Here is a 25,434-nt window from a genome sequence, read left to right on the forward strand (position 1 = left end):
TCGCGCTTTATAATATATTTATTTTGTAAAATCGACGTGTCTACTCAACTTATCCACAAGGACTGCTCCAACCAAAAGTGAAGCCAATTCACCAACAGCTGTCGTTAACCATGTTAATAATAAAGGTAATCCTGCTACAATTTTCAATTCAACTGCTACCGTAATCATTGAAGCAGCAAAGAAGAAAGAAAAGAAAAAGAATGCTTTGTTAATAAGACCATTAAATAGATAATCTTTTTGATATTGCTTGAATAAAATGGTTCCAAGATAAACAAAAAGTAAGGTTGAACCACCACCTACAAAGACATCAATCATTCCAAAACTATAAAGATTAGAAATCATACATCCTAACGTTACCGCAAAAAGGTATTTTCGGTGATAAAAGGCCAAGAAATTTAGCATTTCTGAAACACGGAATTGATAAGCACCATAAGCAATAGCATTAAAAGGTGGCGTTATGGTTAAAACGATATAGATAGCTGTTACAATAGCCATGTGAGCGTAATCGCGAGTTGTAAATGTGTTCATAATTTCTCCTTTAACGTTTAGATAGTTAACACTTCTAACGTTTGTAATATGCTTGATGAAAGGGAACTAAGCATCAAGGGTTGTGTAAAACAACTTACTAAGTATATCACAAACAAAAAGTAAAGCCAAGCTTATGGGAGATTTCCTCATTACTTTGAAGCATTCGTGATATAATAAAAATATGGTTAAATTAAAATCGTTACTGAAAAAAAGTATTCAAAATGAAGTCAGCTTATATTTACTGTTCGGACTATTAACATCCCTTCTTTATTTAGTTATTCGACAAGGGATTTTTAATTTCTCGCAGAACGCTCCATTCTCTGCAATAGTTGCTAACATAATAGCTATACTTTTTGCTTTTTTTACAAATGATCGATTTGTTTTTAAACAAACTAAAATTGGACAGTTTCAACGCTTACAAACATTTGTCATCGCTAGATTAGGCACATTAGGATTAGATTTGATATTAGCTGTTATTTTTGTTGATCAATTTCCTTCTATTATCGGACAATTCGTTCAGCACAATTTAAATAAAATCAACACCATTGAAAGCCTTGTATCTCAAATATTAATTATTTTACTCAACTACATCTTGAGCAAATTTGTTATTTTTAAAGACAAAAAAAGGCAACTCTAACAAGAGCTGTCTTTTCTTATTTTTCTTCTTTGGATTTTTGGATAAGAGACATAATATCTCCACGCCTTGATTCAATTTTTCCTGTCGCAATTTCTTGAACGCTGGCATTCAGTATTGCACCTAAAATCATAATGTGGGCTAAGAAAATAAACCATAGCATTAAGATAAAGATAACGACCGAACCAAACGTTTTAATATCTACCATTTTCTCAACCCTATTTAAGACGTATTGGCTAATTAAATTACTAAAAAAACCAATAACAAACGTTGAAAATAATGTCCCTGGAATGACATAACGTACTTTTCTAATTCGTGCGTTAGGTAAAATAAAGTATAAAATTCCAATACCTAAAAATATAGTCAAAAATGTAACTGGTTGTGCAAGATTTAAAAGCCACGCCGTTAGAGTATCTCCCAAATCATACATGTTTACAATTATCTGTAAAACTGGTTTTGAAAAAGTTGAAAAAATTAAAACAAAAGTCAGTAAAAATAGGATGATCAGCCCAGTCCCCACACCCACTAAACGACTAATCACAAAGTCTCTGTGTTGGTCAACACCGTATGCTTTATTAATGGCTTTTTGAAGAGAGGTCAAACTTTTAGACATTGTCCAAAAAGCTGTTAATGAAGCGAATCCCAAAATGCCGGTAGACGGTTTCGAAAAAGCATCTACTGCTAAGCGTGAGGCAGGTTCATAAATATTTTTCGGAAGATTTTTTTGCATAAGTGACAATAAATCCGACACATTAATATGAAAATAAGGAAAAATATTAGCAGCAATAACTAGTAATGGAAAAGCTGTCACTAATAGATAATAAGCAACTGCTATGGCTGATAAGTCCATCTCTGCACTTTGAAAATGACGCATAAAAACTTGAATGGGTCTATATTCTAGTTTAGCCAGCAAATCCTCAAAGAATTTTTTTAATTTCATTTTAGTAAGTTCTTTCTTCTCCTTGACTCGTTAAAATAACAGGACCATCTTTAGTGATAACAAATTGATGTTCATATTGACAAGAAAGACCACCATCTAAGGTTTTATGTGCCCAACCAGTTTTCATGTCTGTATCAATTTCCCAAGTACCAGTATTAATCATTGGTTCGATGGTTAAAACCATCCCCTCACGAAGACGGAGACCTCGACCTGCTGTACCATAGTTAGGCACCATAGGCTCTTCATGCATCGTTGGACCAACACCGTGACCAACCAAATCACGAACAACTCCATAACCACGACTCTCTGCATAATCCTGAATAGCAGCTCCAATATCACCAATACGGTTTCCGATAACTGCTTTTTCAATCCCAATATACATTGCTTCTCTTGTCACAGACATTAAGTCTTTCACCTCTTGTGAAACTTCACCTACAGCATAAGCCCAACACGAGTCTGCCAAACCACCACTATATGTTTCCGTGTACTTTTTCATTTGAGCTACGTTGTCAAAGTTTAACGATGAAACATCAACAATTGATTTATCTAAAGGTTCGCTTAAAACCATATCTACTTTTAAAAGGTCACCTTGTTTTAGGGTATAATGACGAGGAAAGGCATGAGCCACTTCATCATTAAGCCCACAACAAGTAGCATATGGGTAATCCATAACTGCACCATCAACCCCGATTTGCAATGGCAATACGTTTTCTTCTTTACAACGTCTACGAACGTATTCTTCAACTTCCCACATATCAACTCCTGGTTTGATAATATCACGAAGTCCTATGTGGATGCTGGCTAAAAAATCACCTGCTCTATCCATTGCTTCAATTTCGCGTGCTGACTTTAATGTAATCATTTTCTATTTATTCTCCTTATATCTAATTAATTTTTACCGCTATCATAGCTTTAGCAATAATTTTATTTTCTAATTTTAATTCTAAATCGAGTGTAGCTTCGCGCCGTTTTTCTGAAATAATTGTTGGCGTTACCATTATTATTTCATCAATTTGAACAGGTTGCAAGAAATAAAGTGTCATTTGTTTAACAACAATACTGCGTTGATGCTTACGAGTTAAGACACGAATACAAATTTCTTTTAAGAACTCCGTCAAAACTCCTTGTGTTAAGCTACCTGTATGGTCAATCATAGCGGGTTCTACTAAAAACGAAAAGTGACCATCTTCAATTTGTAAATTAGACAAGATTTGATCACTATAGGTGTATAAATCTGTCCCTTGCGACATCGATAAATTTTCTACAGCTTGTCGTCTTGTAATAACGCCTAATAATTCAAAGTCATCCGATACTACTGGCATCATATTCAAATCTTCAAAAATCATTTTTTGACTGATATTAGCTAGACTCATTCGAGGTTTAGCAACAATGATATTTTTTGACATGACTGTTGCCAATTTTACTTCTTTATCTTTTCCAAGAATATCTTGAACACTAACAACACCAACGACAACATTAGCTTGGTTGACTATTGGAAAACGAACATTTTTAGTTTGTTTAACAAGAAGATTAAATTCTTTTACGGTATCATCCTGCGCTAAGAAACCGTAATCCATTTGCGACTGATAGACTTGTTCAACGGTCTTTAAATCAGTACGAATTTTGGCATTTGACAAAGTGTGATTAATCATCGTTGATACTGTGAATGTATCATAGTGTGTTACCATTACGGGAATTTGAAGTTTATCTGCTAAACGACAAACAGATGGGGAAACATTAAAGCCACCTGTAACTAAGATAGCGTTTTGATGTTGTAAGGCTAAATGTTGTATTTCATCACGGTCGCCAACAATCAATAACCCTCCTTGCACCAAATATTTTTCAATATTTCTGTGAGTCATTGCACCTATAGAAAATTTACTAAACTCCTTGCTGAGTCCCTCTGTTCCTGCAACAACTTGTGAGTCACTAATCCTTGCAATTTCAGCATAAGTCAGTTTTTCAATATTAACCTTTGCTTTTTGAGCAACACGTACTGTCCCACTACGCGGTCTAGTCTCAACAATCCCCCTATTTTCTGCCTCTTTTATAGCGCGGTATGCAGTGCCATCACTCACCTTTAAATGATTTGAAATACTGCGTACACTAACCCTCTTACCAACAGCTAAATTTTCTAGGTACTCCAAAATTTCTTGATGTTTACTCATAACGATAATCACCCCTAGTTAATTGAAACTCAATATAGTCTCTTATACGGCGTGTATAACGGTCGCTTCCTTTAAAACTCCTAGATTGTTTGAAATGCGCCTTCAAAGCAACCTTCTGACTAGCAATATTCTCTTTATGTGTTACTATGATCAATTTGTCCATCCCAAACTCTTGAAAAGCAAAAAAAGAAAGTGTCTTTAGACATTCAGTCATAATGCCTTGACCCCAAGAACTTTCTTTCAAAAAATAGCCAATTTCAGCTGTCTTTTTAGATAAATCAATGTTTTCAAAACGGATAACTCCAAACATTTTATGACTAACTTTATCTTCAATCGCCCAAACTCCCAACGGCTCTTTCATAAAAGAATGAACTAAAAGAAAATCACTTTCCTTCTTACTGGTTTGAACAGGAAAAATAAATTGTAAATTTGTCCTTTTTGAAGCTATTCGCCAAAAAGCTTCCCTATCAGTGTAGGCAACAGGACGTAGGTTAACATGTTCTGTTTCAATGAATGCAAACCGTCCTAAATTTGTCCATATATCCATGATAATATTATACCACAAGAGATTTCAAATACCTATAAGTGACTTAATCTAAAACAAGAAGAAAAGAGCTAAGAAATATTCTCAACTCTTTGTTATATATACTATTCCTCAACCAATTGGATATCCGCACCCAATGATGTTAGTTTCTCGATGATATTAGAATATCCACGTAAAATAAACTCGATGTTCGTAATTTCAGTTCGTCCCTCTGCCATTAAGCCAGCGATAACTAAAGCTGCGCCTGCACGCAAATCTGTCGCTTTTACAGGTGCACCAGATAATTGATTAGGACCACTATAAACTATTTTGCCCCCTAGGGTAGAAATATTAGCTCCCATACGTGCTAATTCGGGAACATGATTAACACGTTTCTCATAGATAGTATCTAATAAACTCCCGTTTCCTTCTGCTGTTAGTAATAAAGGGGTTAGAGGTTGTTGTAAATCTGTAGCAAATCCTGGGTAAGGTGAGGTTTTTATGGATACAGCTTTTAACTTTTCTTGTTCTTCGACAAAAATTGAATCCTCTTCAACTGTCATTCGAACTCCCATCTCATCTAACTTAGCAATGAAACTCTCAAGGTGTTCATATAACACATTGGTCACTTTTATTCCTCGTCCGATAGCTGCTGCCATAGCAATATAAGTTCCTGCTTCAATACGATCTGGAATTACTTGATGACGCGTGCCATGGAGCGATTTCACACCTTCAATTGTAATAACATCAGTCCCAGCACCACGAATATGAGCTCCCATATTATTTAAAAGAGTAGCCACGTCAATAATTTCTGGTTCACGCGCAGCATTTTCAATAACCGTACGACCATTTGCCTTAGCTGCTGCGATCATAGTGTTAATTGTCGCACCAACACTGACAGTATCCATATAAATATTTGCTCCTTGCAAAGGCTTTCCGTTTGTTGCTAGACGCATTGAATCACCTTCATAAGAAACACTAGCTCCCATCGCTTCAAAAGCTTTTAAATGTAAATCAATCGGACGGGGGCCTAAATCACAACCACCAGGTAAACCTACTGTTGCTTGACCATAACGCCCCAATAAGCTTCCATAGAAATAATAGGATGCACGAAGACTATTGATTTTGCCATAAGGCATTGGAATATCTTTAACGCCACGTGGATCAATTTCAAGCGTCTCACCATAACGCTTAATCTTAGCTCCCATAGTTTCCATAATGTCAACTAAACTGTCAACATCAGAAATAGCTGGAACTCCATCTAAGACCACAATATCATCAGCAAGTATAGTAGCAGGAATCAAGGCAACTACACTATTTTTAGCACCCGATACAGCAACTTCTCCCGTCAGTTGCTTGCCACCGTTAATAATAATTTTACGCATACTTTCAAATCTTTCTTTAACTAGAATTCAACTCTACTATATTATCATAGTTTAAATTCTTTTTCAAATACCAGTATTGTGTGATGATATAATATCTTAAAAATTCTTATAATTAACGATATAGCCTTATTTGATTACATCACTGCGTTTTTGCCTATTAACCAGAGCTTTTTCAACTTCATAGCGCAATTGTCTGGTTGCATCTACAATATGATTTGCTTTTGAAATAGCCGATATAACAGCAATCCCATCTGCACCTGATTCTATAATATCATGAACAAAATCACTAGTGATTCCGCCTATTGCAACGATTGGAATATCTTGATTAATTTCTCTAACTGCCTTTGTTGTCCTATTGCCAACAGCAGGCTTAGCATCTGCTTTTGATTGTGTCGGATTAAAAGGCCCAATTCCGATGTAATCAACAACAGATAATTGTGATTTCTGATATTCAGCCATTGTACTCACAGATAAACCGATGATTTTATCTGGTAAACGTCTCCGTGCCTCATCAACAGGTAAATCATTTTGTCCAATATGAAGACCATCAGCATCAATTAACTCAACTAAGTCAATGTCATCATCAATAATAAAAGGAACCTGATATTGCTTACAAAGTATTTGGAGTTGCTTAGCCATAGCAATTTTTTCCTTACCTTGTAATGCTGTAAAACCTTTTTCTCTAAATTGAAATAGAGTTATACCTGCTTGTAAGGCTTCTTCAACAACAGTCAATATATTCTTCCTAGAGCAATCCACAGTCCCACAAACAAAATATAATTTCAATGTATCTTTCATCTACTGACACCACCTATTTGTCCATAATCATTTCTGATTTCATCTGGGAAAGGGCATCTAAAAATGCAACTTGGAAACTTCCCACTCCCTTACCTTTTGCCACTTTCTCTGCAATTTCTCCAGAAACATTATAAACAGTCATGGCCTCTGTCAGACAAGCAAGATCATCGCTTCTGTCAGAACTACCAATAAAAGCAGCCAATACTGCCCCTAATAGACATCCAGTTCCTGTAACAAGTGGCATTAAAGGACTACCATTTTGTAATAAGCGAACTTCTCCTCTAACAGCGATAGCATCAGTTTCTCCTGTGACAACCACTGGCACATCAAAAACTTGATTGGCTTTTACAGCAATTGATTCTAAATCAGCCACTTTTCCCCCATCTGCCCCTTTAGACGCTTGTTTTTCACCAACCAAAGCAGCGATTTCACTACCATTTCCTCTAAGTAAACTAATAGAATAATTCTTCAATAAATCAAGTGACACTTCTAATCGAAAACGACTTGCTCCTGCCGCTACAGGATCTAATACAACTGGAACTTGGTTTTTATTTGCTATTTTGATTGCTTCTTGGTAAAGTTGCCAACTTTCTTTTGTTAGTGTTCCTATATTAATTAATAATGCATTTGCAACTTTTAACAGGTCTTCTAAGTCCTCTATGCACTCGCTCATAGCCGGAGAAGCTCCTAAAGCTAATAAACCATTAGCTGTAAAGTTTTTGACCACATTATTAGTGATACAAATGGTTAAAGGATTTACCTCTTTTAATTGTTCTAAATACATTTTAGTCTCCTTGATAGCTAGTATGATTGACAGGACCGTTTCCAAGACCCAACTCAGGCGCTGTTTCGATAGCTGAAGTAATAAATGATTTAGCAGTACTTACCGCGTTTAGAATTGATTGCCCTTTAGCTAACTCCGCTGCAACGACTGCTGCAAATGTACACCCAGTCCCATGAGTATGAATAGTATTGATACGTTGATTACTAAGAGTTATCAACCCTTCTTTTTCCAAAAATAAATAATCTTTAGCCAAACCATCTAGATGTCCTCCCTTTATAAGAACATTTCTAACAGAATATTGTTTTTGAATATCGTAACCTGCTTTAATAATACTTACTTCATCTGATAAGTCATATCCCACTAAAATCTCAGCTTCTGGTAAATTTGGTGTGATAATAGTTGCTAATGGCAATAAGTCTTCTTTTAATGCTTCTACGGCATCTGAATCAATTAAACGATGTCCGCTAGTTGCCACCATAACAGGATCTAATACATAAGGTTGCGGATATTTTTTTAAATATGAAGCGACTAAACTAATCGTTTCCCTCTCCGCTAACATTCCTGTTTTGACCGCCTTTGGCTTAATATCATCATAAACACAAGCTAGTTGTTGATCAATGATAGCTGTTTCTATATGCTGAACGCCTCTAACCCCACAAGTGTTCTGAGCAACAACACTAGTCACAACAGCCATCCCGTAAGTCCGACGAGCTTGAAATGTCTTTAAATCTGCCATAATCCCTGCTCCACCGCTAGGATCAGTTCCTGCAATAGTTAAAACTGGTGATAAATAAGTCATATTAATCCTCCCATTTTTCTTGATTTATTGCCATTTGAAAAAAACGTCTTTCATCTGACAAGATTTCACAAAAGCATCTACCAAATCAGCTTGCTTCTCTTTTGACAAATTCTGCGCATAATAATCCATCATACGAAAATAGTTTTCCATTAACTCTTCAACTGTATCGTTAGCATAAAAAGTTATCCAATTATTAAAAGGGTTACCATTCAAAAACTGGTTCTCCTCAATTATTTTTTTAGCCAATTGATGGTAAATCCATGGACATGGGCTCATTGCAGCTAAAGCACCAGCAATACCATTTTCGTAAAAATGAAAATACATATGTTTAATGTAATGATCTGCTGACGGGTACCATACACCCTTTTCGATAATATCCTGATAAGATCGATTAGTATAAGCGGCTAAGGCTTGATGTGGGCCTTCACCATCTGCTAACTCCCGATTTAATGTAAAGTCAATTTGTTCAAGGAAAAATTGTTTATCTCGTAAATTATCAGATTTTGCCAAGCACAGGGCATAAATATCAGCAAATTTCCCAAGGTAGATATTATCTGCCTGTAAATAATGGCAGATTACGTCATGGTCTAAACGCCCTTTTATAATTCCTTGAATAAATGGATCTTGATAGATGGATTGGATATATTTTGCTCCTTTAGTAATCATCTCATCTTTTAACATAGTAATCTCCTTTGTTATGATCTCATGAGCAGAACACGCTCACTCTATATAAATGCACAATTGTATTACTAAACTAATTGTACTTATTTAAAAATCATTCCTATAGACAATAAAATACTCATACCAAGTAAACTATAATCTCGAAAACGAACGGGATAAGTTAAAGCATGGGTTCGCTCTTTCCCCACTTCAAAACCTTTAGAAAGCATTGCTAACTCTAACTGTTCTACCCAATATATCGTCTTTAATAAAACTGACAATATTAGTCTAGGCGATAATGCCCAAGTTACCTGATTCTTCAGTCGGAATGCGAGTCGATTACGTTGGTATTGTAATTTAATTAATGGTAGAAGATTAAAGACCGCAAAAATACCATATGCAAAATGACTAGGCACTTTGAAAGTTTGATAAAGAGAGTCTATAAAATCATAATTAGAATGTGATGCATGAAATAACAAACCCACGTTCATGAAAATAAGCGGACGACAGGCTACTAGACTAGCTAAGACGAATTGATGGGGTAATTTCCCCCAAAAATACGTCCCTAGAAATAAAGAGAGTCCCATCACAAATGAGATCAGATTGACCTTCGCCCAAGTTTTTAAAGAAACCTTTACGAAGCATTGCAGTGTTACTACTATAATCAGAAATAACAAAGACGTTCTTAACCTCAATGTGAAACTAAACGAAAAGGTTGGTATTAATAAACATAGGAAGGTAATAGATGATAGTTTTTCAAATTGAACAAGATGACACCTCCAAGAAACGTGTTGCAAAACACTCTTTTAAGTGAGGATCATGGCTAGTAAAAATAACCCCACAATGATTTTTGTGACAATAACTCAAAAGAAGAGTCGTAATCATATTAGCGTGATAGGCATCTTGTCCATAAGTTGGTTCATCTAATAATAGAAGTTTACTATCACTAGCTAAAATACTGCCAATAGCTAATCGCCTCTGTTGCCCTTGACTTAGTTGAAATGGTGAAAACTGTTTCTTATCCCAAAGATTTATGGTTTCCAAAATATCCCTCGCTTTGTTACTATCCTTGCAAACCTGAAAAATTTCGTCATAAACTGTTGAAAAAATAAATTGGTCTAAGGGATTTTGAAATAAAAAGCTTATAGGAATTTGCTTTCTATGAGTAAATTGTTTTTTCCCTTTAGTCCTATAAAGCCCTAACAATCCCATAAAGAAACTAGACTTCCCCACGCCACTTGGTCCATCTAAGCACAACCTCTCCCCACTTGCTAAATCAAAATCAAGGTAAGAGATGAATTTGTTTTTTGAAAGTTTAACTTGGAAATCTTTAATTGATAACAGTTTGTCACCTGTATTATGACTTTTCTTTTCTAATTCGAAGACATTCAAACGATTGAGCATATAATCAAAATCGACCCTTGTCAACCGTTTTTTCAACCAAAAATAGTGATCCATTATATCTTGATAATAAGTAATCAAATGATCGATTACAATCAGCATTGATTGATTGTTTGCTTGATAATTAAGAACTAATTGTAATAGTTGACTGGCACTCTCTTGATCCAAATTCGCAAAAGCTTCATCTAAAATAATAAGTTTAGGAGATTTTAAAAAAATGGTCGCCAATGCTAATCGCTGTTTTTCACCTTGAGATAAAGTATAAATCAACCGATTCTGAAATCCTTTTAAACCAACTTGTGCCAATACAAACTCACTTCTATCTTGCATTTGCTCCGGTTCTATTTGTAAATTTTCTAAAATAAAATACAACTCATGCGCCACAGTATCCATACAAAATTGTAAATCAGGATTTTGAAAAAGAAAACCTACATCGCTTGGTTCTATTAATGAGCCGTTTAATAAAACTTGACCTTTCCCACTTTCTTTTAACCCTGATAGTAAAAGAGCCAATGTACTCTTACCACACCCTGAATAGCCACTAATTAAAATTCGTTCTCCTGGGTTAAGACTAAAAGTCACTTCATCAAATAAATAATGACTATCGCCATGGGTGTAAGCTAATTTTTCAACAGATAGCATAGGCTACTTCCCTTCATGAATCCCATAAGCATTCAGTACACCACTTCTATGCAATTGGTCACATATATTCTTTGTTAATAAGAAGAAAATAATAGATGAAACAGTTCTTACTATAAGCATCAGAATGTTATATGAAAATGAAAATGCACTAAGTCCATTGGCATAAAAACTCCATGCAAAACTAAAAATTGATGTCAAAATAGCAGACAATATAAAAGCTGGCAACTTGTAATTATGATACCTAAACAGCGTAAAGCCTAATTCTGACCCTAAACCTTGAAGGGTACCAATAACGAGTACACTTGGTCCATAAATTGATCCAATTAAAACCTCTATCAAAGCAGCTAACAATTCTGCTACAATAGCGGTTCCTGGTTTCCTCAATATATAAAGAGCCATTGGACCTGCCACAAACCAAATACCATAAATAACTTCATGCGCTATAGGACCTACAAAAGGTACAAAAGCATTTGAAATATAGCCTGCTCCAAAGTAAACAACGCCCAGAACAACCGCTAATAAAGCAATCAATAATACATCTTTTAAACCCAATTTCATTTTACTTTTTCTCCTTTAAATAATGCTTGTATTGTCATAAATACAGGAACCCGCTTTAATCCCTGAAGTAGCAACAAAGCAATAACACCGCCAATTATAGTCGCCCCTATAAACCTTGGCATAAAAAGAAAAATGGATTGAGCTGCAGATGCTTTAGCTAACACTTCGTGATTTCCATCCGCTGTCCAAGTCCAAAACCAGACCATAATTGGAGCTGATAAAAGTGCTCCAATTATCCCTGTTCCTATAAACTCACCCACCCAAGACATCCAGTCTTTCGCATAAAACTGATAAAGCCAACCCGCTAAGAAAGCTCCTGGACCAGCTCCTAGAATAGCTAAGGGTGCAACAGATGCTACTCCTGCTTGAGTTAAAATACGAATAAAAGCCGTTACAAGTGCCATAACTAATGCATAGATTGGTCCCATTATAACTCCAGCGATAATATTAACCACACTAGACATAAAGGCCATGCCTTCTATTCTAAAAATGGGCGTTAGAAAAACATCTAAAGCAATCATAATTGCTAAAACCGTTAATTTTTTGTTTTATGATTAGTCATCATAACTCCTTCTCTATGACAGATAAGGGGCAACAACCTACAAAAAATTTTGACAACAAAAAACTCCATCTGCAAGCAAACGGAGTTTATTATCTGATTAACTAGAGCTAGCTGTCTCCTAAGAAGACACTACGCCCTTTTCCACCACAAAAAACTTGTAATGGCACACATTTCCCTTCGACAGTACTAACTGTATCAAGTTCAATGGGTATAATCTCAGCTGTTACGCACCCCAAATGTCCTATTTAATTTACTTAAGAATAATAACATAGTTCCTTTGAAATGACAAGGCTTACATTCTGAGCAGAAAGCTATTTAAAACAGTAAAACCCTACTCACTAATCAATAAGTAGGGTTTAATATCTTATATTTAGGAATGTTTGTTAGTTTAGAAACTAATTATATTTTTGGATATTTCTGTTTATCGCCTCCACTCTACTTTCATTGAGATAAACATGTTCATACATATCATCTAACTCAGCATAAAAGTTTTTTAAGTCTGTATTATCTTGATGCGATGCAAGTAAGACTTGAACCTTATCACGTGTAGATTTGATTTTTTCAAATAAATCATAGTTACGTTTATACAAAGCCTGAGCTTCATTAACAATATCTGAGACATTTTCCAAAGAATAGGCATTATCAATACGTTGGATGAACCCTTTAGACTCCTGAGAAATAAGAATGCCTAAATTGTAGATATCATTTCTAGCCTTTTCTTGTTTAAGAGGTAGTTGATGCCTTATTTCTGAATTATTAAAAGTCTTCACAGTAGTATGTGCCTTACGTTGTTTTTCTTGTAGTCTTTGATAAAATGCTTTTGATTTTTCACTCATTTTAACATAACGCGTTGGCATTTCAAAGTTATCATCAGCTTTAACCGATGTCGTTGCAACTAGTAATAAGCTACTAGCTAAGATTAAAGTTGTTATTTTTTTCATATTAGTCTCTTTCTATCTTTTAGGTTAGTTTAATACAAAAGTTTAAGATCGCCTTGATAGCAGTGTCTACTCTTTTATACGCGATGAGATTGATTTACTCATCTCAGTAACTTCTAATAAACTAGCTACAAAAGCTTGATCCATGTGGCGCGCTCCGATACGATTGTCCAAATGGCTAATTTTAGCTTGAGAACCTGCTAAAATAGCTTCAATATCATTATCAACTGGAACTGTTTCTGTCTTGATTTGGTTATTATAAGTATTACGAGCGACGTTGAATTCTTCAATAGCTTGGTAAGCACGATTCCAAATCATATTCTCAAGACGAGCTGTATCTTCTCTCAATACATTGACTGCACCATTATTAACCTTATTATTTCCTAAAGCTTTCTCAACATCAGAAAGATTAGAAGTTTGAGTATTAATGAGCGTGGTCATTTCCGCAGTTGTTACACCGGCTGTATTAGCAATATTGACTGTTGATTTATACGCCGAAATAGCATCGTGTGCTGCATTAATCTCCTCTTGAGAAGCTTTGGATTCTTGAACAACTGATTGAACCGGAGCCGGCTGTTGGACAGAAGTTTGCGCAACTGAACTTTGTTGTGAAGTTGCCACAGTTTCAGATTTCTTTTCTACCTCTTGAGTATTTCCAGATACTTTTTGCTCAGTTTGTTCTTTCACAGTCTCTTTTTGAGGAGTTGGCGATTTAGTTTTTTCCTGTTCTACTTTTTGTTTTTGGGAGCCATTCAACCTTATTTTTTTTATTTCTAAATTGTCTAAATTAGAATAAGGATTAAAATCTTCCACAATTTTCTTCTGTTCAAACGGTTTTAATATAGTAGAAGTTGTAATATTAACAGGTAAAACTTCATTCTTAAGCTTATTGTAACTTAGAAGTTCATTTCCAAACTCTTCTTCATCATCTTCAAAACTATATTTATCTTCTTCCCTTAAAATTAATTTATTTTTATATGGAATATTGGGGACTAAAAATTTTTCTTTATTTTCTAAGTAACTAGTTAAAGGTTCCGTATTGAATCTTAGTTCCTCATAATTAACTTTCTCTCCTTTGTATTCCTTTAAAGAATTCTCTAATGAGAACAACTTATCCTTAGCAATCTTTAAATTAGGGACATCCTCCAATAAAATAAGCCCTGTATGTAGTTTATTCACTTCATAGTATGGAGTTACTCTGTAATCTCTCTTTGAAAGATTTAGAATAATATTTAATTTTTCCCTTAGCAATTCTTTATTTCCTTTTTCGTAATCATCATCATCTATAGAGATATCAGAAGTGCTCTGATTAAGAATTTTTTCAATCTCATGCTTTTTAGATAGTATTTGACGAATAGTGTTTTCATAATCCTTAACTACTTCTTTTACATTTCCTTCATGCCATAAAGAATTTAATAGATATGAATAATTATAATAATCATGGAAGTTTTGATAAAATCCTCCTTGAATGCCTACAGAAGCGGCGATTTCATTCGTTCCAACAGTTCTGTAACTTTTCTCAATCCAAAACGCAATAGGGATTAAATCTTTATTTACTTTCTGTTTCTCAAAAATATTCTTTGAAAATTTTTGTAAAGCAACACTCATTCTATTCACAATCGCTTCATACTGATTAACTGTTAATTTAGTTATGTCACGATTGTTAATTAAAAATTTCTCATAAGGAAAAATAAAACTTATCAATTCTTCGCGCGCATCATTATATAAAGGATCTTGAAATTCTTCTTTATTTACTAAATATTTAGCAGTATCCAATAAATAACGAAAATCAAATTCTACTTTATTTTTCCATCCATACGCTATTTTATGACCGAAATTATTTTCTTGTAAATACTTTTTTACTTTTTCATTTCGGTTATTATAATCTTTAGTTATCCCGGCTACCGGCTGACTTGTAGATACTGCTGTTACTGCTAGCGATAGAATCGCTGCTGATTTTAAAAATTGTTTTTTCATTTCCATCTCTCTTTTCTTTTTCATGATAATTTTTACATCAAAAACTTATCACGAGATAATATATTAGCATAAGATTAGTAACATGACAAATTAATTAAATTACGAACTTTTGTTTTTGTTTTAATGTTTTAAGGACAATAATGTTCGGTTATAATAACTAACGCTGTTTATTGAGATGGAATTTTTACTTTTTTTAGAAACTTTGTATTTTTATTAAATACATTTGAATCAAATAAAAATATCATTTTTTTATTTTTTTTACATTTTATACTTATATAATATTTTTATAAAGGCTCTATTTATTTGACAATCAAATGATTTGAGCGTGAAATTATTTTTTTTGAAAAATTTTTCGATAGGAAAATTCAATTAACTTGGTCATCATTTTATTCACAATATACACCATATTTTCAAGAAATATGCAGTATTTCCTATACTTAACCAGTTTATTATAAGATTTTATAAATGTTCTATAAATTATCATGAGCAAAAAAGCGTAAACTTTCGTTTACGCTTTTTATTATTTGCTAGCAATAAAATCCTTTAAGGCCTGGACTTTATCAACTCGCTCCCATGGCAAATCGATATCAGTACGTCCCATATGCCCATAGGCTGCTGTTTGTCGATAAATAGGTCGTTTGAGGTCCAACATATTAATAATGCCTGCTGGTCGCAAATCAAATATTTGACGTACAGCTGCCTCTAGGTCTGCTTCTGCTATAACACCTGTTCCAAATGTATCTACACGCACAGAGACAGGCTGGGCAACACCAATTGCATAAGCAAGTTGTACTTCTACTTTTTTAGCTAAATCAGCTGCAACAATATTTTTTGCAATATAACGAGCTGCATAAGATGCTGAACGATCTACTTTAGTAGCATCTTTACCTGAAAATGCACCACCACCATGACGAGAATAACCACCATAAGTATCTACAATAATCTTACGACCTGTTAGTCCTGAATCTCCTTGAGGGCCTCCAATAACAAAGCGCCCTGTAGGATTGATAAAGAATTTTGTTTGGTCATCTAAATAATGGCTTGGAATAACTTCATTGATAACTTTCTCAATCACGTCCTTATGGAGTTGGTCATTAGTTACATTAGGATCATGCTGTGTCGAAATAACTACTGCATCCACACGAATTGGTTGATTATTTTCATCATATTCAACCGTTACTTGAGATTTTGCATCTGGTCGAAGATAGGTGAGTTCCCCAGACTTACGTAGATCTGTCAACTTCTTAACTAACTGATGAGCTAAAGAAATTGGCAATGGCATTAACTCAGGTGTTTCATCAACAGCAAACCCAAACATCAAACCTTGGTCACCTGCACCAATTAAATCTAAAGGATCTTGTTCAAGAGAACCACGTACCTCAAGAGCTTCATTAACTCCCTGTGCAATGTCTGGCGACTGTTCAACGAGTGACGGATGCACTCCGACAGATTCAGCTGAGAAGCCATATTCAGCTTTATCATAGCCAATTTCAGCGATTGTGTTACGGACAACTCGGTTAATATCAACATAGGCTGTCGTTGATATCTCGCCAAATACATGAACCGACCCTGTATAAACAGCTGTTTCGGCTGCTACGTGGGCATCTGGATCTTGCTCTAAAATTGCATCTAAAATCGCATCGGAAATTTGGTCAGCAATCTTATCGGGATGTCCCTCAGATACTGACTCAGACGTGAAAAGTTTACGTTCTGACATAAAAATGTCCCCCCTAAAATGTAAAATGTGTCGAGTTACAAAGAACTAGCCTCTAGGCTACCTTTTCGGGACTCATATAGCTATTGTACCACTATTTCATCTTTTGTGAAATAAGTTACCAATAAATAAAAAATTATCTCTATTTTCTTTAGTCTTTTTTCTCGATTTATACTATACTAGATTTATGAAAACCTACGAAAAAATTTATCAAATACTATCAAAAAATAACAACTTTATTAGCGGAGAAACTATGGCAAATCAACTTAATATTTCCCGCACAGCTATTTGGAAAGGTATAAAAACGCTAGAAGAATTAGGCCTAGAGATTGAGTCTGTCACTAACAAGGGCTACCGATTGGTATCAGGTGACATATTATTACCAGAACAACTCGAACAAGAAATTGGTATTAAGGTTAGTCTTAATAATAATAGTGCTTCAACCCAACTAGATGCTAAAATGGGGATAGAAAGCAAATTAAAGACTCCACACCTTTTTTTAGCTCCTAATCAAAAAAAAGCCAAAGGACGTTTTGATAGACCTTTCTTTACATCAAATCAAGGCGGCATCTATATGTCTCTTTTATTACAACCTAATGTACCGATTGAAGATATAAAACCTTATACTGTCATGGTAGCCTCTAGTGCTGTAAAAGCTATCTCACGGTTAACAGGAATTACTCCTGAAATTAAGTGGGTCAATGATATTTATTTAGATAATAAAAAAATAGCTGGTATTTTAACCGAGGCTATCGCTTCTGTTGAGAGTGGATTGGTAACGAATGTTATTATAGGATTAGGTATCAATTTCTATATCAAAGAGTTCCCTAGGGCGTTAACTAAGCGCGCAGGTAGTCTCTTTACAGAGCAACCAACCATAACTAGAAATCAATTGATTACAGAAATCTGGAATCTCTTTTTCAATATTCCACTAGAGGATCACTTAAAGGTATATAGAGAAAAATCCCTAGTCTTAGATAAAACCGTTAGCTTTATGGATGGTCAAACAATGTATTCTGGGAAAGCTATTGATATTACTGATAAAGGATATTTAGTGGTTGAGTTAGATGATGGTCAGTTGAAAACACTTCGCAGTGGCGAAATCAGTCTTTCTTCTTGGTAGATTTGATAAGCTCTTTTGTGAATTTTGAAATCGCATACACCTTTTGAAGATCTCGAAGTAATAAAACTCCCCAAAAAATAGCAAAAATCCAGGAGCCATCCATAACGGATTGATTGAAAAAATAAGTTTCAAAAGAGCATAAAAGCGCCATAAAAATAAATTGTCGTTTTGTCATATCACCATTATAACAGAATCTACTAAATAATTAAAAAACTTATCAAAAAAATAGTTGCCTGTTACAGGCAACTATTTTTAGTTACGTTTTAATCTTCAACGATTGCTATTCGTTCTGCTAGATAAGAAAAGTCTTCTGGAATCTGATGATTAACTTCAGGTTCTGTTTCCGTCTTTTGAGCTTTCATTTTCTTTGCAAAATCGCTCCGAATTTGATTAAAATCATTTCTAGGTACAGCTAAAATATTAGGTGAAAAACCTGCTGCTTTACTCATAATATTACCAAATATATCATTGAGATCGGTACGTTTCATAGCTTGTTCAGCATTAAAGGCCGCATCAAATGCCAAAATAGCATTCTCGCTATTAGCTAAGACAGGTTCAGATCCCATTAATAAGGCTCTATCTTGAGCCGTAATATTATCTAATATCTCGTTCCAAGCACTCTTTAAAGCTTCTAAATATTCACGTGAACGTTGGCTATCTACAACCGTTTCTTCCATAATGGTCAAAATCTTTGTACGGTCAACTTTGAATGTGAATGTCTTATTATTAACCTTTACTTTTTGAGTTGATGAACTTTGATCTGCTCGAGAGAGTTGGCTCATTTCGTTTTTTAACGATTTTAACTCTCGACGAAGACTATCTAATTCTGCTGTCACATCTGCGGGTATGTTTGACGAATTTTTTTCTACCATTTCAGACAATTGGATGGTCATCATCTCTGCATAAACTTTAGGATGGCTACCATTTTTTATCTCAGGAAGAACAGATGTCACTTTATCAATCATTTCAAATAAAATATCTTGTTTAACATTAAGATTGGCTATAAAAGTATCACTTGAATGACTATCTTCACCACCTGCTTGAACAACAAGTAAATCTCTTAAGTACATCAATAAATCTGTTGCAAAACGACTCATACTTTTGCCACTATCAAAGATTACTTCAAGTTTAGCGAGTGCTTCAGTTGTATCGTGAGCCAATATATTCGATACATAATCATCTATAGCAGATAAGGAAATGCTCCCTGTAATTTCTTCTGCTACATCTAAAGAAATGTGGTTATCTTTCGCTAAACTCAAGGCTTGATCGAGAATTGATAAAGCATCACGCATACCACCTTCGGCTCGTCTAGCGACTAGTGTCAGAGCATCCAAATCATATGAAATAGCTTCTTTATCTAAAATCTGTGCTAAATGATCTCGAATAGCTAATAATTTAATCGCTTTAAATTCAAAGCGCTGGACACGAGATAAGATTGTTGCAGGGATCTTATGGAGTTCTGTTGTTGCTAATATAAAAACAACATTTTCTGTTGGCTCTTCAAGTGTTTTCAATAGTGCATTGAAGGCACCTGTAGACAACATATGAACCTCATCAATAATATAAACTTTATAGGTTGCCCTACTTGGAGCATAAGTTGATTTGTCCCTGATATCACGAATTTCATCGACACCATTATTTGACGCAGCATCAATTTCAATGACATCCTCTAAACTACCATTTGTAATATCTCGACAAATATCACAATGATTACAAGGTTCGCCATTAATTTGATTTGGGCAATTCATCGCTTTTGCAAATATTTTAGCAGCACTTGTTTTTCCAGTTCCCCTAGGTCCTGAAAAAAGGTAAGCATGGCTAATTTTTTTGCTGGACACAGCTTGCTTTAAAGTAGTTGAAATAACACTTTGTCCAACCATTTCATCAAATGTTTGGCTACGATATTTCCGATAAAGGGCCTGATACATTACTTTTCAACTCCAAACATATCCAAATTCCAAATCGTATGTTCTACTAGAATACCTACAAATTTTTCTAAGTATTCTTGATCAATCTCATCATAATCTGCTACTAAAGAAGAATCTAAATCTAGAACTCCTAGAAGTTTGCCATTTTTAAACATAGGTACTACGATTTCACTCATAGCTTTTGAATCACAGGAGATATAGTTAGCATGCTTTGTAACATCATCAACAATCAGCGTCTTAGCAGTTTGTGCAGATTCACCACAAACACCTTTTCCTAAAGTAATATGCACACATGATACACCACCCTGGAAAGGGCCAAGAATTAACTCCTTTCCATCAAATAAATAAAAGCCTGTAAATACAGAATTTGGAAGCATAGCATTTAGCATAGCTGAAGCATTTGATAAGTTGGCAAGAGCATTTGTTTCATCTGAGAATAGAGCTTGCGCTTGTAGTAATAATAATTGATAATTTTCGATTTTCTTAGACTTGTTCATAGCACTTATTATAGCATAATTTGAAAGTTACTAAAACTAAATAACCATCCTATATAAAACAAAAAAATAAACACAAACCATTGTGTTTATTTTGCTTCATTTAAGATGCTAGCCACTTTGGTATTGATTAAATCAATAGCGACAATATTACTTACTCCTTCTGGAATTACAATATCCGCATAACGCTTTGTTGGTTCGATAAATTGATGATACATAGGTTTTACAACTTCTGTATACTGTTCAATAATACTATCTAAACTTCTATCGCGCTCTTCCATATCACGCTTAATACGACGAATAATACGAATATCATCATCTGTATCAACAAATAATTTGATATCCATTAAATCACGCAAACGCTGATCTTCTAATACTAAAATTCCCTCAACAATAATGACATCCTGGGGTTCTTGGCGGATAGTTCTATCACTACGGGTATGTTTTGTGTAATCATAAACCGGAATATCGACCGGACGTCCCTCAATCAATTCGTTCAATTGCTCAATCATCAAATTGGTATCAAAAGCAAGGGGATGATCATAATTGGTTTTTACACGTTCTTCAAAAGTCAAATGACTTTGATCTTTATAGTAAGAATCATGTTCAATCATGGTAATTTTTTGATCTGGGAAATTTGATAAAATCGCCCGAGAAACACTGGTTTTACCACCACCAGATCCACCTGTAACACCAATAATAATAGGTTTTTTACGCATTTGTCACTCCAAATTAAATTTATCCTCTATCTATTGTACTATAAACTTATTTTTTTTAAAGTCTAAATTTTATTGAAAACGCTCTAAAAATAAAAAGCATGTTATAATAACAATGACAATATATAAAATAACAAGAGGATTCTTATGATAACAAAATTTCCAGACCAATGGCAGGATAAATTAACCCAGCGTCAATTTGATGATCTAACAGATATTCAAAATAAACTTTTTCAAGCTATTACTGATGGTGATAATATCCTTGGAATTAGCCCTACAGGTACTGGTAAAACTCTAGCATACCTTTTTCCAACGCTTCTTAAGTTGCAACCTAAAAAGAGCCAACAACTCTTAATTTTAGCTCCAAATTCAGAATTAGCTGGACAAATCTTCGACGTTACAAAAGAATGGGCTGAACCATTAGGACTGACAGCACAACTATTCCTTTCAGGGTCTAGTCAAAAACGCCAAATTGAGCGACTAAAAAAAGGACCAGAAATCCTTATAGGAACTGCTGGACGCGTATTTGAACTTGTGAAACTAAAAAAAATAAAAATGATGAACATTAATACTATCGTCCTTGATGAGTTCGATGAATTACTCGGCGACTCACAATATCATTTTGTGGACAATATTATTAATCGCGTTCCTCGTGATCAGCAAATGATTTACATTAGTGCCACCAACAAACTGGACAATAGTAAACTTGCCGATAACACTATAACAATCGATCTATCTGATCAAAAACTTGATACTATAAAACATTATTATATTACAGTTGATAAAAGAGAGCGTACTGACCTACTTCGTAAATTTTCAAATATTCCTGATTTTAGAGGTCTCGTCTTTTTTAACAGCTTATCAGACTTAGGTGCATGTGAAGAACGTTTACAATTTAATAGGGCCTCGGCAGTTTCTTTAGCAAGCGATATTAATATTAAATTCCGTAAAGTTATCTTAGAGAAATTTAAAAACCATGATATTTCATTACTCCTAGGAACCGATTTGGTAGCTCGTGGCATTGATATCGACAACCTAGAATATGTGATTAATTTTGATATCGCACGCGACAAAGAAACATACACACATCGTTCTGGACGAACTGGTCGTATGGGGAAAGAGGGATGTGTTATTACATTTGTAACACATAAAGAAGAGCTCAAACAACTTAAAAAATACGCTACCGTTGCAGAACTTGTACTTCACAATCAAAAATTACATTTAAAATAAAAAAGAAACAAGTAACTTGTTTCTTTTTTATTAAGGCGTTGAATATAATTCACCTACAGTAACAAAATAATAACCCTGGGTTATCAGATAATCCATAATTGTAGGCAGAGCATCTATGGATGTCTGGTGAATATCGTGCATCAAAATCACTCCCCCAGGACGTAATTGTTTTTTGATATTGGTCATCATTGCTTGCGTATTATGATTTTTCCAGTCTTCTGTATCAACTGACCACAACATTTCTTTCAATCCTGTCACTGTTTTTACAGTAGCATTTGTTGCTCCGTAAGGGGGACGTAAGTACACCGGTTTTTGTCCTGTTGCTTTCATGATCAGATCATTAGTCTTATGAATCTCTTCCTTGATTTTCTCCGCTGGTAGTTTGGTTAAATTAGGATGATCCCATGTATGATTACCAATCTCATGACCTTCAGCATGCATCCTTTTTAAAATATCTGTGTGCCCTACAGCACTTTGTCCCATTACAAAGAAAGTCGCTTTAGCATTATATCTTTTAAGGATTTCTAAGGCTTTAGGAGTCGTTTTTTCATTTGGTCCATCATCAAAGGTAAGTGCAACACGTGGTGCTTTAGCTTTTAAGTTAGAAACTAAATCTAGATCACTTGATTTTAAATATGACTCATCGATCACATTATATAATTTATCAAGTGGTAATTTTAAATCATTAATAATTAACTTACCATCTTTAACATCTAGCCCATCTGTTACTCTTCCAGTTTTTAAAAATTCTTTATTGCTATCATGTTCCTTTAGTTGAGTTCCTGGAGCTATATTTTCTAAAATAGCCTTAAATCCAGATATATTATGAGCTAAAAGCTCATCTAATTCAAAAGGTTTCTTATTTTGATCAAGTAAGTAGGTTCTCAAAAGGCGACTTGATTTTTGAAACATACTTCCTTTTTCTTTTTGATATAAGATTTGATAAATGGATAATTTTTTAACATTTGCAAAGTTAGAATCTGCTAATTGAGGACGTAGAATAATGTATTGATTGTCATAAAATTTTTTATGCTCAAAGCTTTTTTGATTCCACTTTAAAATATCAGCGCTTAGACTTTTGTCATATCCTTTAGGTTCAAGAAAAAGAACACGTTCAGTTTTCTGTCTTTTCACCACTTCTACCGTTTTCTCGGCTATGCGAATTTCTTTTTCAACAACAGCTTGTTGAAGTTTTATTTCCTTATGTTTCAAAAACGAAAAACCTTGCCAAGCAAGAATCGCTATAATAATTAGACTAAAAATACCTATAATTAATTTCTTCATATAATGACTCTTTTGTTATTTTTTATGACAATTATATCACAAAAATAAAACCACTTTATAAGATTATATAATTCTTTATTTTTAATGTAAAAGAGGTTTATAAAACGACTCAACTGACAATAGTTGAGTCGTTTTACGTCTATTTCATATCAAAAACAATCGATTTTACATTTGTCATTGCTTCAATTGAATATCTGATACCTTGAACACCTGCACCAGATCCTTTGAGTCCTAAGAATGGGAAGTTATCAGGACCACGTCCAGTCTTATTGTTAATGTGAACTGTACCAACTTCAAGTTTATTTGCTATATCAAATGCTTTTTGGAAATCACGTGTAAAGACTGATGATTGTAATCCAAAATCAGATTTGTTGGCAATAGCAACAGCTTCATCTGCATCCTTGACACGAATAATTGGGAGAATTGGTCCAAAAGGCTCTTCCCAAGCTAGTTTCATATCTAAAGTAACATGATCAAACAATCCTGGAGTTAATAGACGACCATCACGTTTAAATTCATTCAATTCTTTCGCACCTTTTTGACGTGCATCTACTACTAAGCTTTCAATAAAGTCAGCTGAATTATCATCAATAACCGGCGTCACTGTTGCATTATCAAATGGATCACCTACTGATAATTTTGCTACATTTTCAGATATTTTTTCTGCCAATTCATTTGCAACTTCTTCAACGACAAGCACACGCTTAATTGCCGTACAGCGTTGTCCAGAGTAATCATAAGCACCTGCAACGATTTGTTTAGCAGCGTTGTCAAGGTCAGCATCAGCTAAGACGATACCTGCATCCTTACCGCCCAACTCAAGCATAATTGGACGCATTCCTGCCAACTTACCAATACGTTGTCCAACTGGCGTTGATCCTGTAAAGTTAATAAAATTAACTTCTTCATGCTCAACAATGTAATCTCCAATCTCAGAACCGCGTCCTGTAATAGTATTAAAGACACCTGCTGGAAGACCTGCTTCTGCAAAAGCTTTTGCTAAAACAAGTCCTGAGACTGAACCTTGTGTTGGTGGTTTAAACATCACAACGTTTCCACCAATTAGAGCTGGCGCAATTTTTGATCCTGAGAGGTTAACAGGGTAATTATAAGGTGCGATTGCTAAAACGATACCTACTGGTTGACGACGAATAACAGCCAACTTATGACCTGTTGAAGCATCCATTTTTCCACCTTCGTCAGCTGAAGTTGATAAACGAATTCCTTCTTCTGCTGCATAACGAATAAGATCAGCTGTCCTTACAACCTCAGTTACTGAAGCATTGTAAGCTTTAGAAATTTCTTTTGCTAAAACAGTAGCAATTTCTTCTTTATCACGTTCAATAATGTCTGCGGCTTTATGAAGGTATTGTGCACGTTCATATACTGTCAAAGCAGCCCAGGCTGGTAAAGCTTCACGACCCGCTTTCATGGCATGATCAACTTCTTCTCGAGTCATCGCTGGCACGAATCCCAATGAAGAATCATCAATTGGTGACAAAATCTCAATCTGATTAACAGATGATTTCCATTCGCCATTGACATAATTTTGATATTCTTTTGTCAAAGTAAATCTCCTTTTACATTGTAATAGGTTTATTCTATCACTTTATCTATTTATTTCAATTATCTGACATATTTTTCTTAG

23 protein-coding genes, 4 pseudogenes and 2 riboswitches are annotated in these 25,434 nt (G+C 34.5%); of the genes and pseudogenes, 3 read left to right on the forward strand and 24 right to left on the reverse strand.

Annotated features, from left to right (window positions below; translation table 11 throughout):
• Positions 1-18 precede the first annotated feature (18 nt).
• Positions 19-528 (reverse strand): QueT transporter family protein, encoded by a 510-nt coding sequence (locus tag HMPREF2818_RS08075; protein WP_001091613.1) that lies wholly within the window; start codon positions 526-528, stop codon positions 19-21.
• A riboswitch (PreQ1 riboswitch) is annotated at positions 526-639 on the reverse strand. Its footprint overlaps the gene before it by 3 nt.
• 70 nt (positions 640-709) lie before the next feature.
• Between HMPREF2818_RS08075 and HMPREF2818_RS08080 the strand changes: the two genes are divergently transcribed.
• On the forward strand, positions 710-1,165 hold the full coding sequence (locus tag HMPREF2818_RS08080; RefSeq protein ID WP_000239854.1) for a GtrA family protein: 456 nt from the start codon (positions 710-712) through the stop codon (positions 1,163-1,165).
• Positions 1,166-1,181: 16 nt separating this feature from the next.
• Here the strand turns inward: HMPREF2818_RS08080 and HMPREF2818_RS08085 are convergent, their stop codons facing one another.
• The 17 genes and pseudogenes from HMPREF2818_RS08085 to metK all read right to left on the reverse strand — a co-directional run bounded on the left by HMPREF2818_RS08085 (position 1,182) and on the right by metK (position 17,014).
• Complete coding sequence (locus HMPREF2818_RS08085; protein ID WP_000768440.1) at positions 1,182-2,102, reverse strand: YihY/virulence factor BrkB family protein; 921 nt, start codon at positions 2,100-2,102, stop codon at positions 1,182-1,184.
• 1 nt (position 2,103) lies between these two features.
• Positions 2,104-2,964, reverse strand: a complete 861-nt coding sequence (locus HMPREF2818_RS08090; protein ID WP_000631567.1) for a methionyl aminopeptidase — start codon at positions 2,962-2,964, stop codon at positions 2,104-2,106.
• A gap of 22 nt (positions 2,965-2,986) precedes the next feature.
• Positions 2,987-4,270 (reverse strand): CBS-HotDog domain-containing transcription factor SpxR, encoded by a 1,284-nt coding sequence (gene spxR, locus HMPREF2818_RS08095; RefSeq protein ID WP_000033796.1) that lies wholly within the window; start codon positions 4,268-4,270, stop codon positions 2,987-2,989.
• Positions 4,263-4,817 carry a GNAT family N-acetyltransferase gene (locus HMPREF2818_RS08100; protein ID WP_000355951.1) on the reverse strand — a complete coding sequence of 185 codons (555 nt, stop codon included), beginning with the start codon at positions 4,815-4,817 and terminating at the stop codon, positions 4,263-4,265. The genes spxR and HMPREF2818_RS08100 overlap by 8 nt, the downstream gene beginning before the upstream one ends.
• Before the next feature lie 101 nt (positions 4,818-4,918).
• Positions 4,919-6,178 carry a UDP-N-acetylglucosamine 1-carboxyvinyltransferase gene (locus HMPREF2818_RS08105; RefSeq protein WP_001226236.1) on the reverse strand — a complete coding sequence of 420 codons (1,260 nt, stop codon included), beginning with the start codon at positions 6,176-6,178 and terminating at the stop codon, positions 4,919-4,921.
• Between the two features lie 126 nt (positions 6,179-6,304).
• Positions 6,305-6,976: a thiamine phosphate synthase gene (thiE, locus tag HMPREF2818_RS08110; protein ID WP_000655659.1), complete on the reverse strand. Its 672-nt coding sequence runs from the start codon at positions 6,974-6,976 to the stop codon at positions 6,305-6,307.
• Between the two features lie 13 nt (positions 6,977-6,989).
• Positions 6,990-7,760 (reverse strand): hydroxyethylthiazole kinase, encoded by a 771-nt coding sequence (gene thiM / locus HMPREF2818_RS08115; protein ID WP_000280427.1) that lies wholly within the window; start codon positions 7,758-7,760, stop codon positions 6,990-6,992.
• Position 7,761: 1 nt separating this feature from the next.
• Entirely contained in the window at positions 7,762-8,559 is a 798-nt protein-coding gene (gene thiD / locus HMPREF2818_RS08120) for a bifunctional hydroxymethylpyrimidine kinase/phosphomethylpyrimidine kinase (RefSeq protein ID WP_000221831.1), read from the reverse strand.
• Between the two features lies 1 nt (position 8,560).
• Positions 8,561-9,240 (reverse strand): annotated as a pseudogene (tenA, locus tag HMPREF2818_RS08125) (thiaminase II).
• An 83-nt stretch (positions 9,241-9,323) separates the two neighbouring features.
• Positions 9,324-9,988 (reverse strand): annotated as a pseudogene (locus HMPREF2818_RS08130) (ABC transporter).
• A complete protein-coding gene (locus tag HMPREF2818_RS08135; RefSeq protein WP_000953607.1) occupies positions 9,976-11,262 on the reverse strand; it encodes an ATP-binding cassette domain-containing protein in 1,287 nt (428 codons plus the stop codon). The pseudogene HMPREF2818_RS08130 and the gene HMPREF2818_RS08135 overlap by 13 nt, the downstream one beginning before the upstream one ends.
• Before the next feature lie 3 nt (positions 11,263-11,265).
• Positions 11,266-11,820, reverse strand: a complete 555-nt coding sequence (locus HMPREF2818_RS08140) for an ECF transporter S component (protein WP_000766003.1) — start codon at positions 11,818-11,820, stop codon at positions 11,266-11,268.
• A pseudogene (gene thiW / locus HMPREF2818_RS08145) lies at positions 11,817-12,382 on the reverse strand (energy coupling factor transporter S component ThiW). Before thiW ends, HMPREF2818_RS08140 begins: the two are co-directional and overlap by 4 nt.
• Before the next feature lie 155 nt (positions 12,383-12,537).
• Positions 12,538-12,627, reverse strand: a riboswitch (TPP riboswitch).
• 150 nt (positions 12,628-12,777) lie between these two features.
• Positions 12,778-13,323 (reverse strand): GA module-containing protein, encoded by a 546-nt coding sequence (locus HMPREF2818_RS08150; protein WP_000724543.1) that lies wholly within the window; start codon positions 13,321-13,323, stop codon positions 12,778-12,780.
• 66 nt (positions 13,324-13,389) lie between these two features.
• On the reverse strand, positions 13,390-15,297 hold the full coding sequence (fbsB, locus tag HMPREF2818_RS08155) for a fibrinogen-binding surface protein FbsB (protein ID WP_000743858.1): 1,908 nt from the start codon (positions 15,295-15,297) through the stop codon (positions 13,390-13,392).
• A 258-nt stretch (positions 15,298-15,555) separates the two neighbouring features.
• Positions 15,556-15,831 (reverse strand): annotated as a pseudogene (locus tag HMPREF2818_RS10005) (hypothetical protein).
• Positions 15,818-17,014: a methionine adenosyltransferase gene (gene metK, locus HMPREF2818_RS08160; RefSeq protein ID WP_000003964.1), complete on the reverse strand. Its 1,197-nt coding sequence runs from the start codon at positions 17,012-17,014 to the stop codon at positions 15,818-15,820. Before metK ends, HMPREF2818_RS10005 begins: the two are co-directional and overlap by 14 nt.
• 184 nt (positions 17,015-17,198) lie before the next feature.
• On the opposite strand from metK, the gene birA reads away from it, so the two are divergent.
• Positions 17,199-18,134, forward strand: a complete 936-nt coding sequence (gene birA, locus HMPREF2818_RS08165) for a bifunctional biotin--[acetyl-CoA-carboxylase] ligase/biotin operon repressor BirA (protein ID WP_001873801.1) — start codon at positions 17,199-17,201, stop codon at positions 18,132-18,134.
• On the opposite strand, the gene HMPREF2818_RS08170 is transcribed toward birA, so the two are convergent.
• The 4 genes from HMPREF2818_RS08170 to udk all read right to left on the reverse strand — a co-directional run bounded on the left by HMPREF2818_RS08170 (position 18,115) and on the right by udk (position 21,275).
• Positions 18,115-18,309 carry a DUF3272 domain-containing protein gene (locus HMPREF2818_RS08170; RefSeq protein WP_000166926.1) on the reverse strand — a complete coding sequence of 65 codons (195 nt, stop codon included), beginning with the start codon at positions 18,307-18,309 and terminating at the stop codon, positions 18,115-18,117. The genes birA and HMPREF2818_RS08170 overlap by 20 nt on opposite strands.
• 88 nt (positions 18,310-18,397) lie before the next feature.
• Positions 18,398-20,062 carry a DNA polymerase III subunit gamma/tau gene (dnaX, locus tag HMPREF2818_RS08175; RefSeq protein ID WP_000283819.1) on the reverse strand — a complete coding sequence of 555 codons (1,665 nt, stop codon included), beginning with the start codon at positions 20,060-20,062 and terminating at the stop codon, positions 18,398-18,400.
• Positions 20,062-20,559, reverse strand: a complete 498-nt coding sequence (locus tag HMPREF2818_RS08180) for a GAF domain-containing protein (protein WP_001043212.1) — start codon at positions 20,557-20,559, stop codon at positions 20,062-20,064. Before HMPREF2818_RS08180 ends, dnaX begins: the two co-directional genes overlap by 1 nt.
• A gap of 86 nt (positions 20,560-20,645) precedes the next feature.
• Positions 20,646-21,275: a uridine kinase gene (gene udk / locus HMPREF2818_RS08185; RefSeq protein ID WP_001227823.1), complete on the reverse strand. Its 630-nt coding sequence runs from the start codon at positions 21,273-21,275 to the stop codon at positions 20,646-20,648.
• 144 nt (positions 21,276-21,419) lie between these two features.
• On the opposite strand from udk, the gene HMPREF2818_RS08190 reads away from it, so the two are divergent.
• The gene (locus tag HMPREF2818_RS08190; RefSeq protein WP_000628855.1) at positions 21,420-22,502 is read left to right on the forward strand and encodes a DEAD/DEAH box helicase; all 1,083 of its coding nucleotides are present in this window, start codon (positions 21,420-21,422) and stop codon (positions 22,500-22,502) included.
• A 30-nt stretch (positions 22,503-22,532) separates the two neighbouring features.
• Here HMPREF2818_RS08190 and HMPREF2818_RS08195 read toward each other — a convergent pair whose 3' ends face one another.
• Both HMPREF2818_RS08195 and HMPREF2818_RS08200 read right to left on the reverse strand, forming a co-directional pair.
• On the reverse strand, positions 22,533-23,786 hold the full coding sequence (locus HMPREF2818_RS08195) for a polysaccharide deacetylase family protein (protein WP_000733374.1): 1,254 nt from the start codon (positions 23,784-23,786) through the stop codon (positions 22,533-22,535).
• 139 nt (positions 23,787-23,925) lie between these two features.
• Positions 23,926-25,353: an NADP-dependent glyceraldehyde-3-phosphate dehydrogenase gene (locus HMPREF2818_RS08200; protein WP_000159915.1), complete on the reverse strand. Its 1,428-nt coding sequence runs from the start codon at positions 25,351-25,353 to the stop codon at positions 23,926-23,928.
• Positions 25,354-25,434: the final 81 nt, after the last annotated feature.

Source organism: Streptococcus sp. HMSC076H09 (assembly GCF_001811765.1).
In the GTDB taxonomy this organism is placed as follows: Bacteria; Bacillota; Bacilli; order Lactobacillales; family Streptococcaceae; genus Streptococcus; species Streptococcus agalactiae.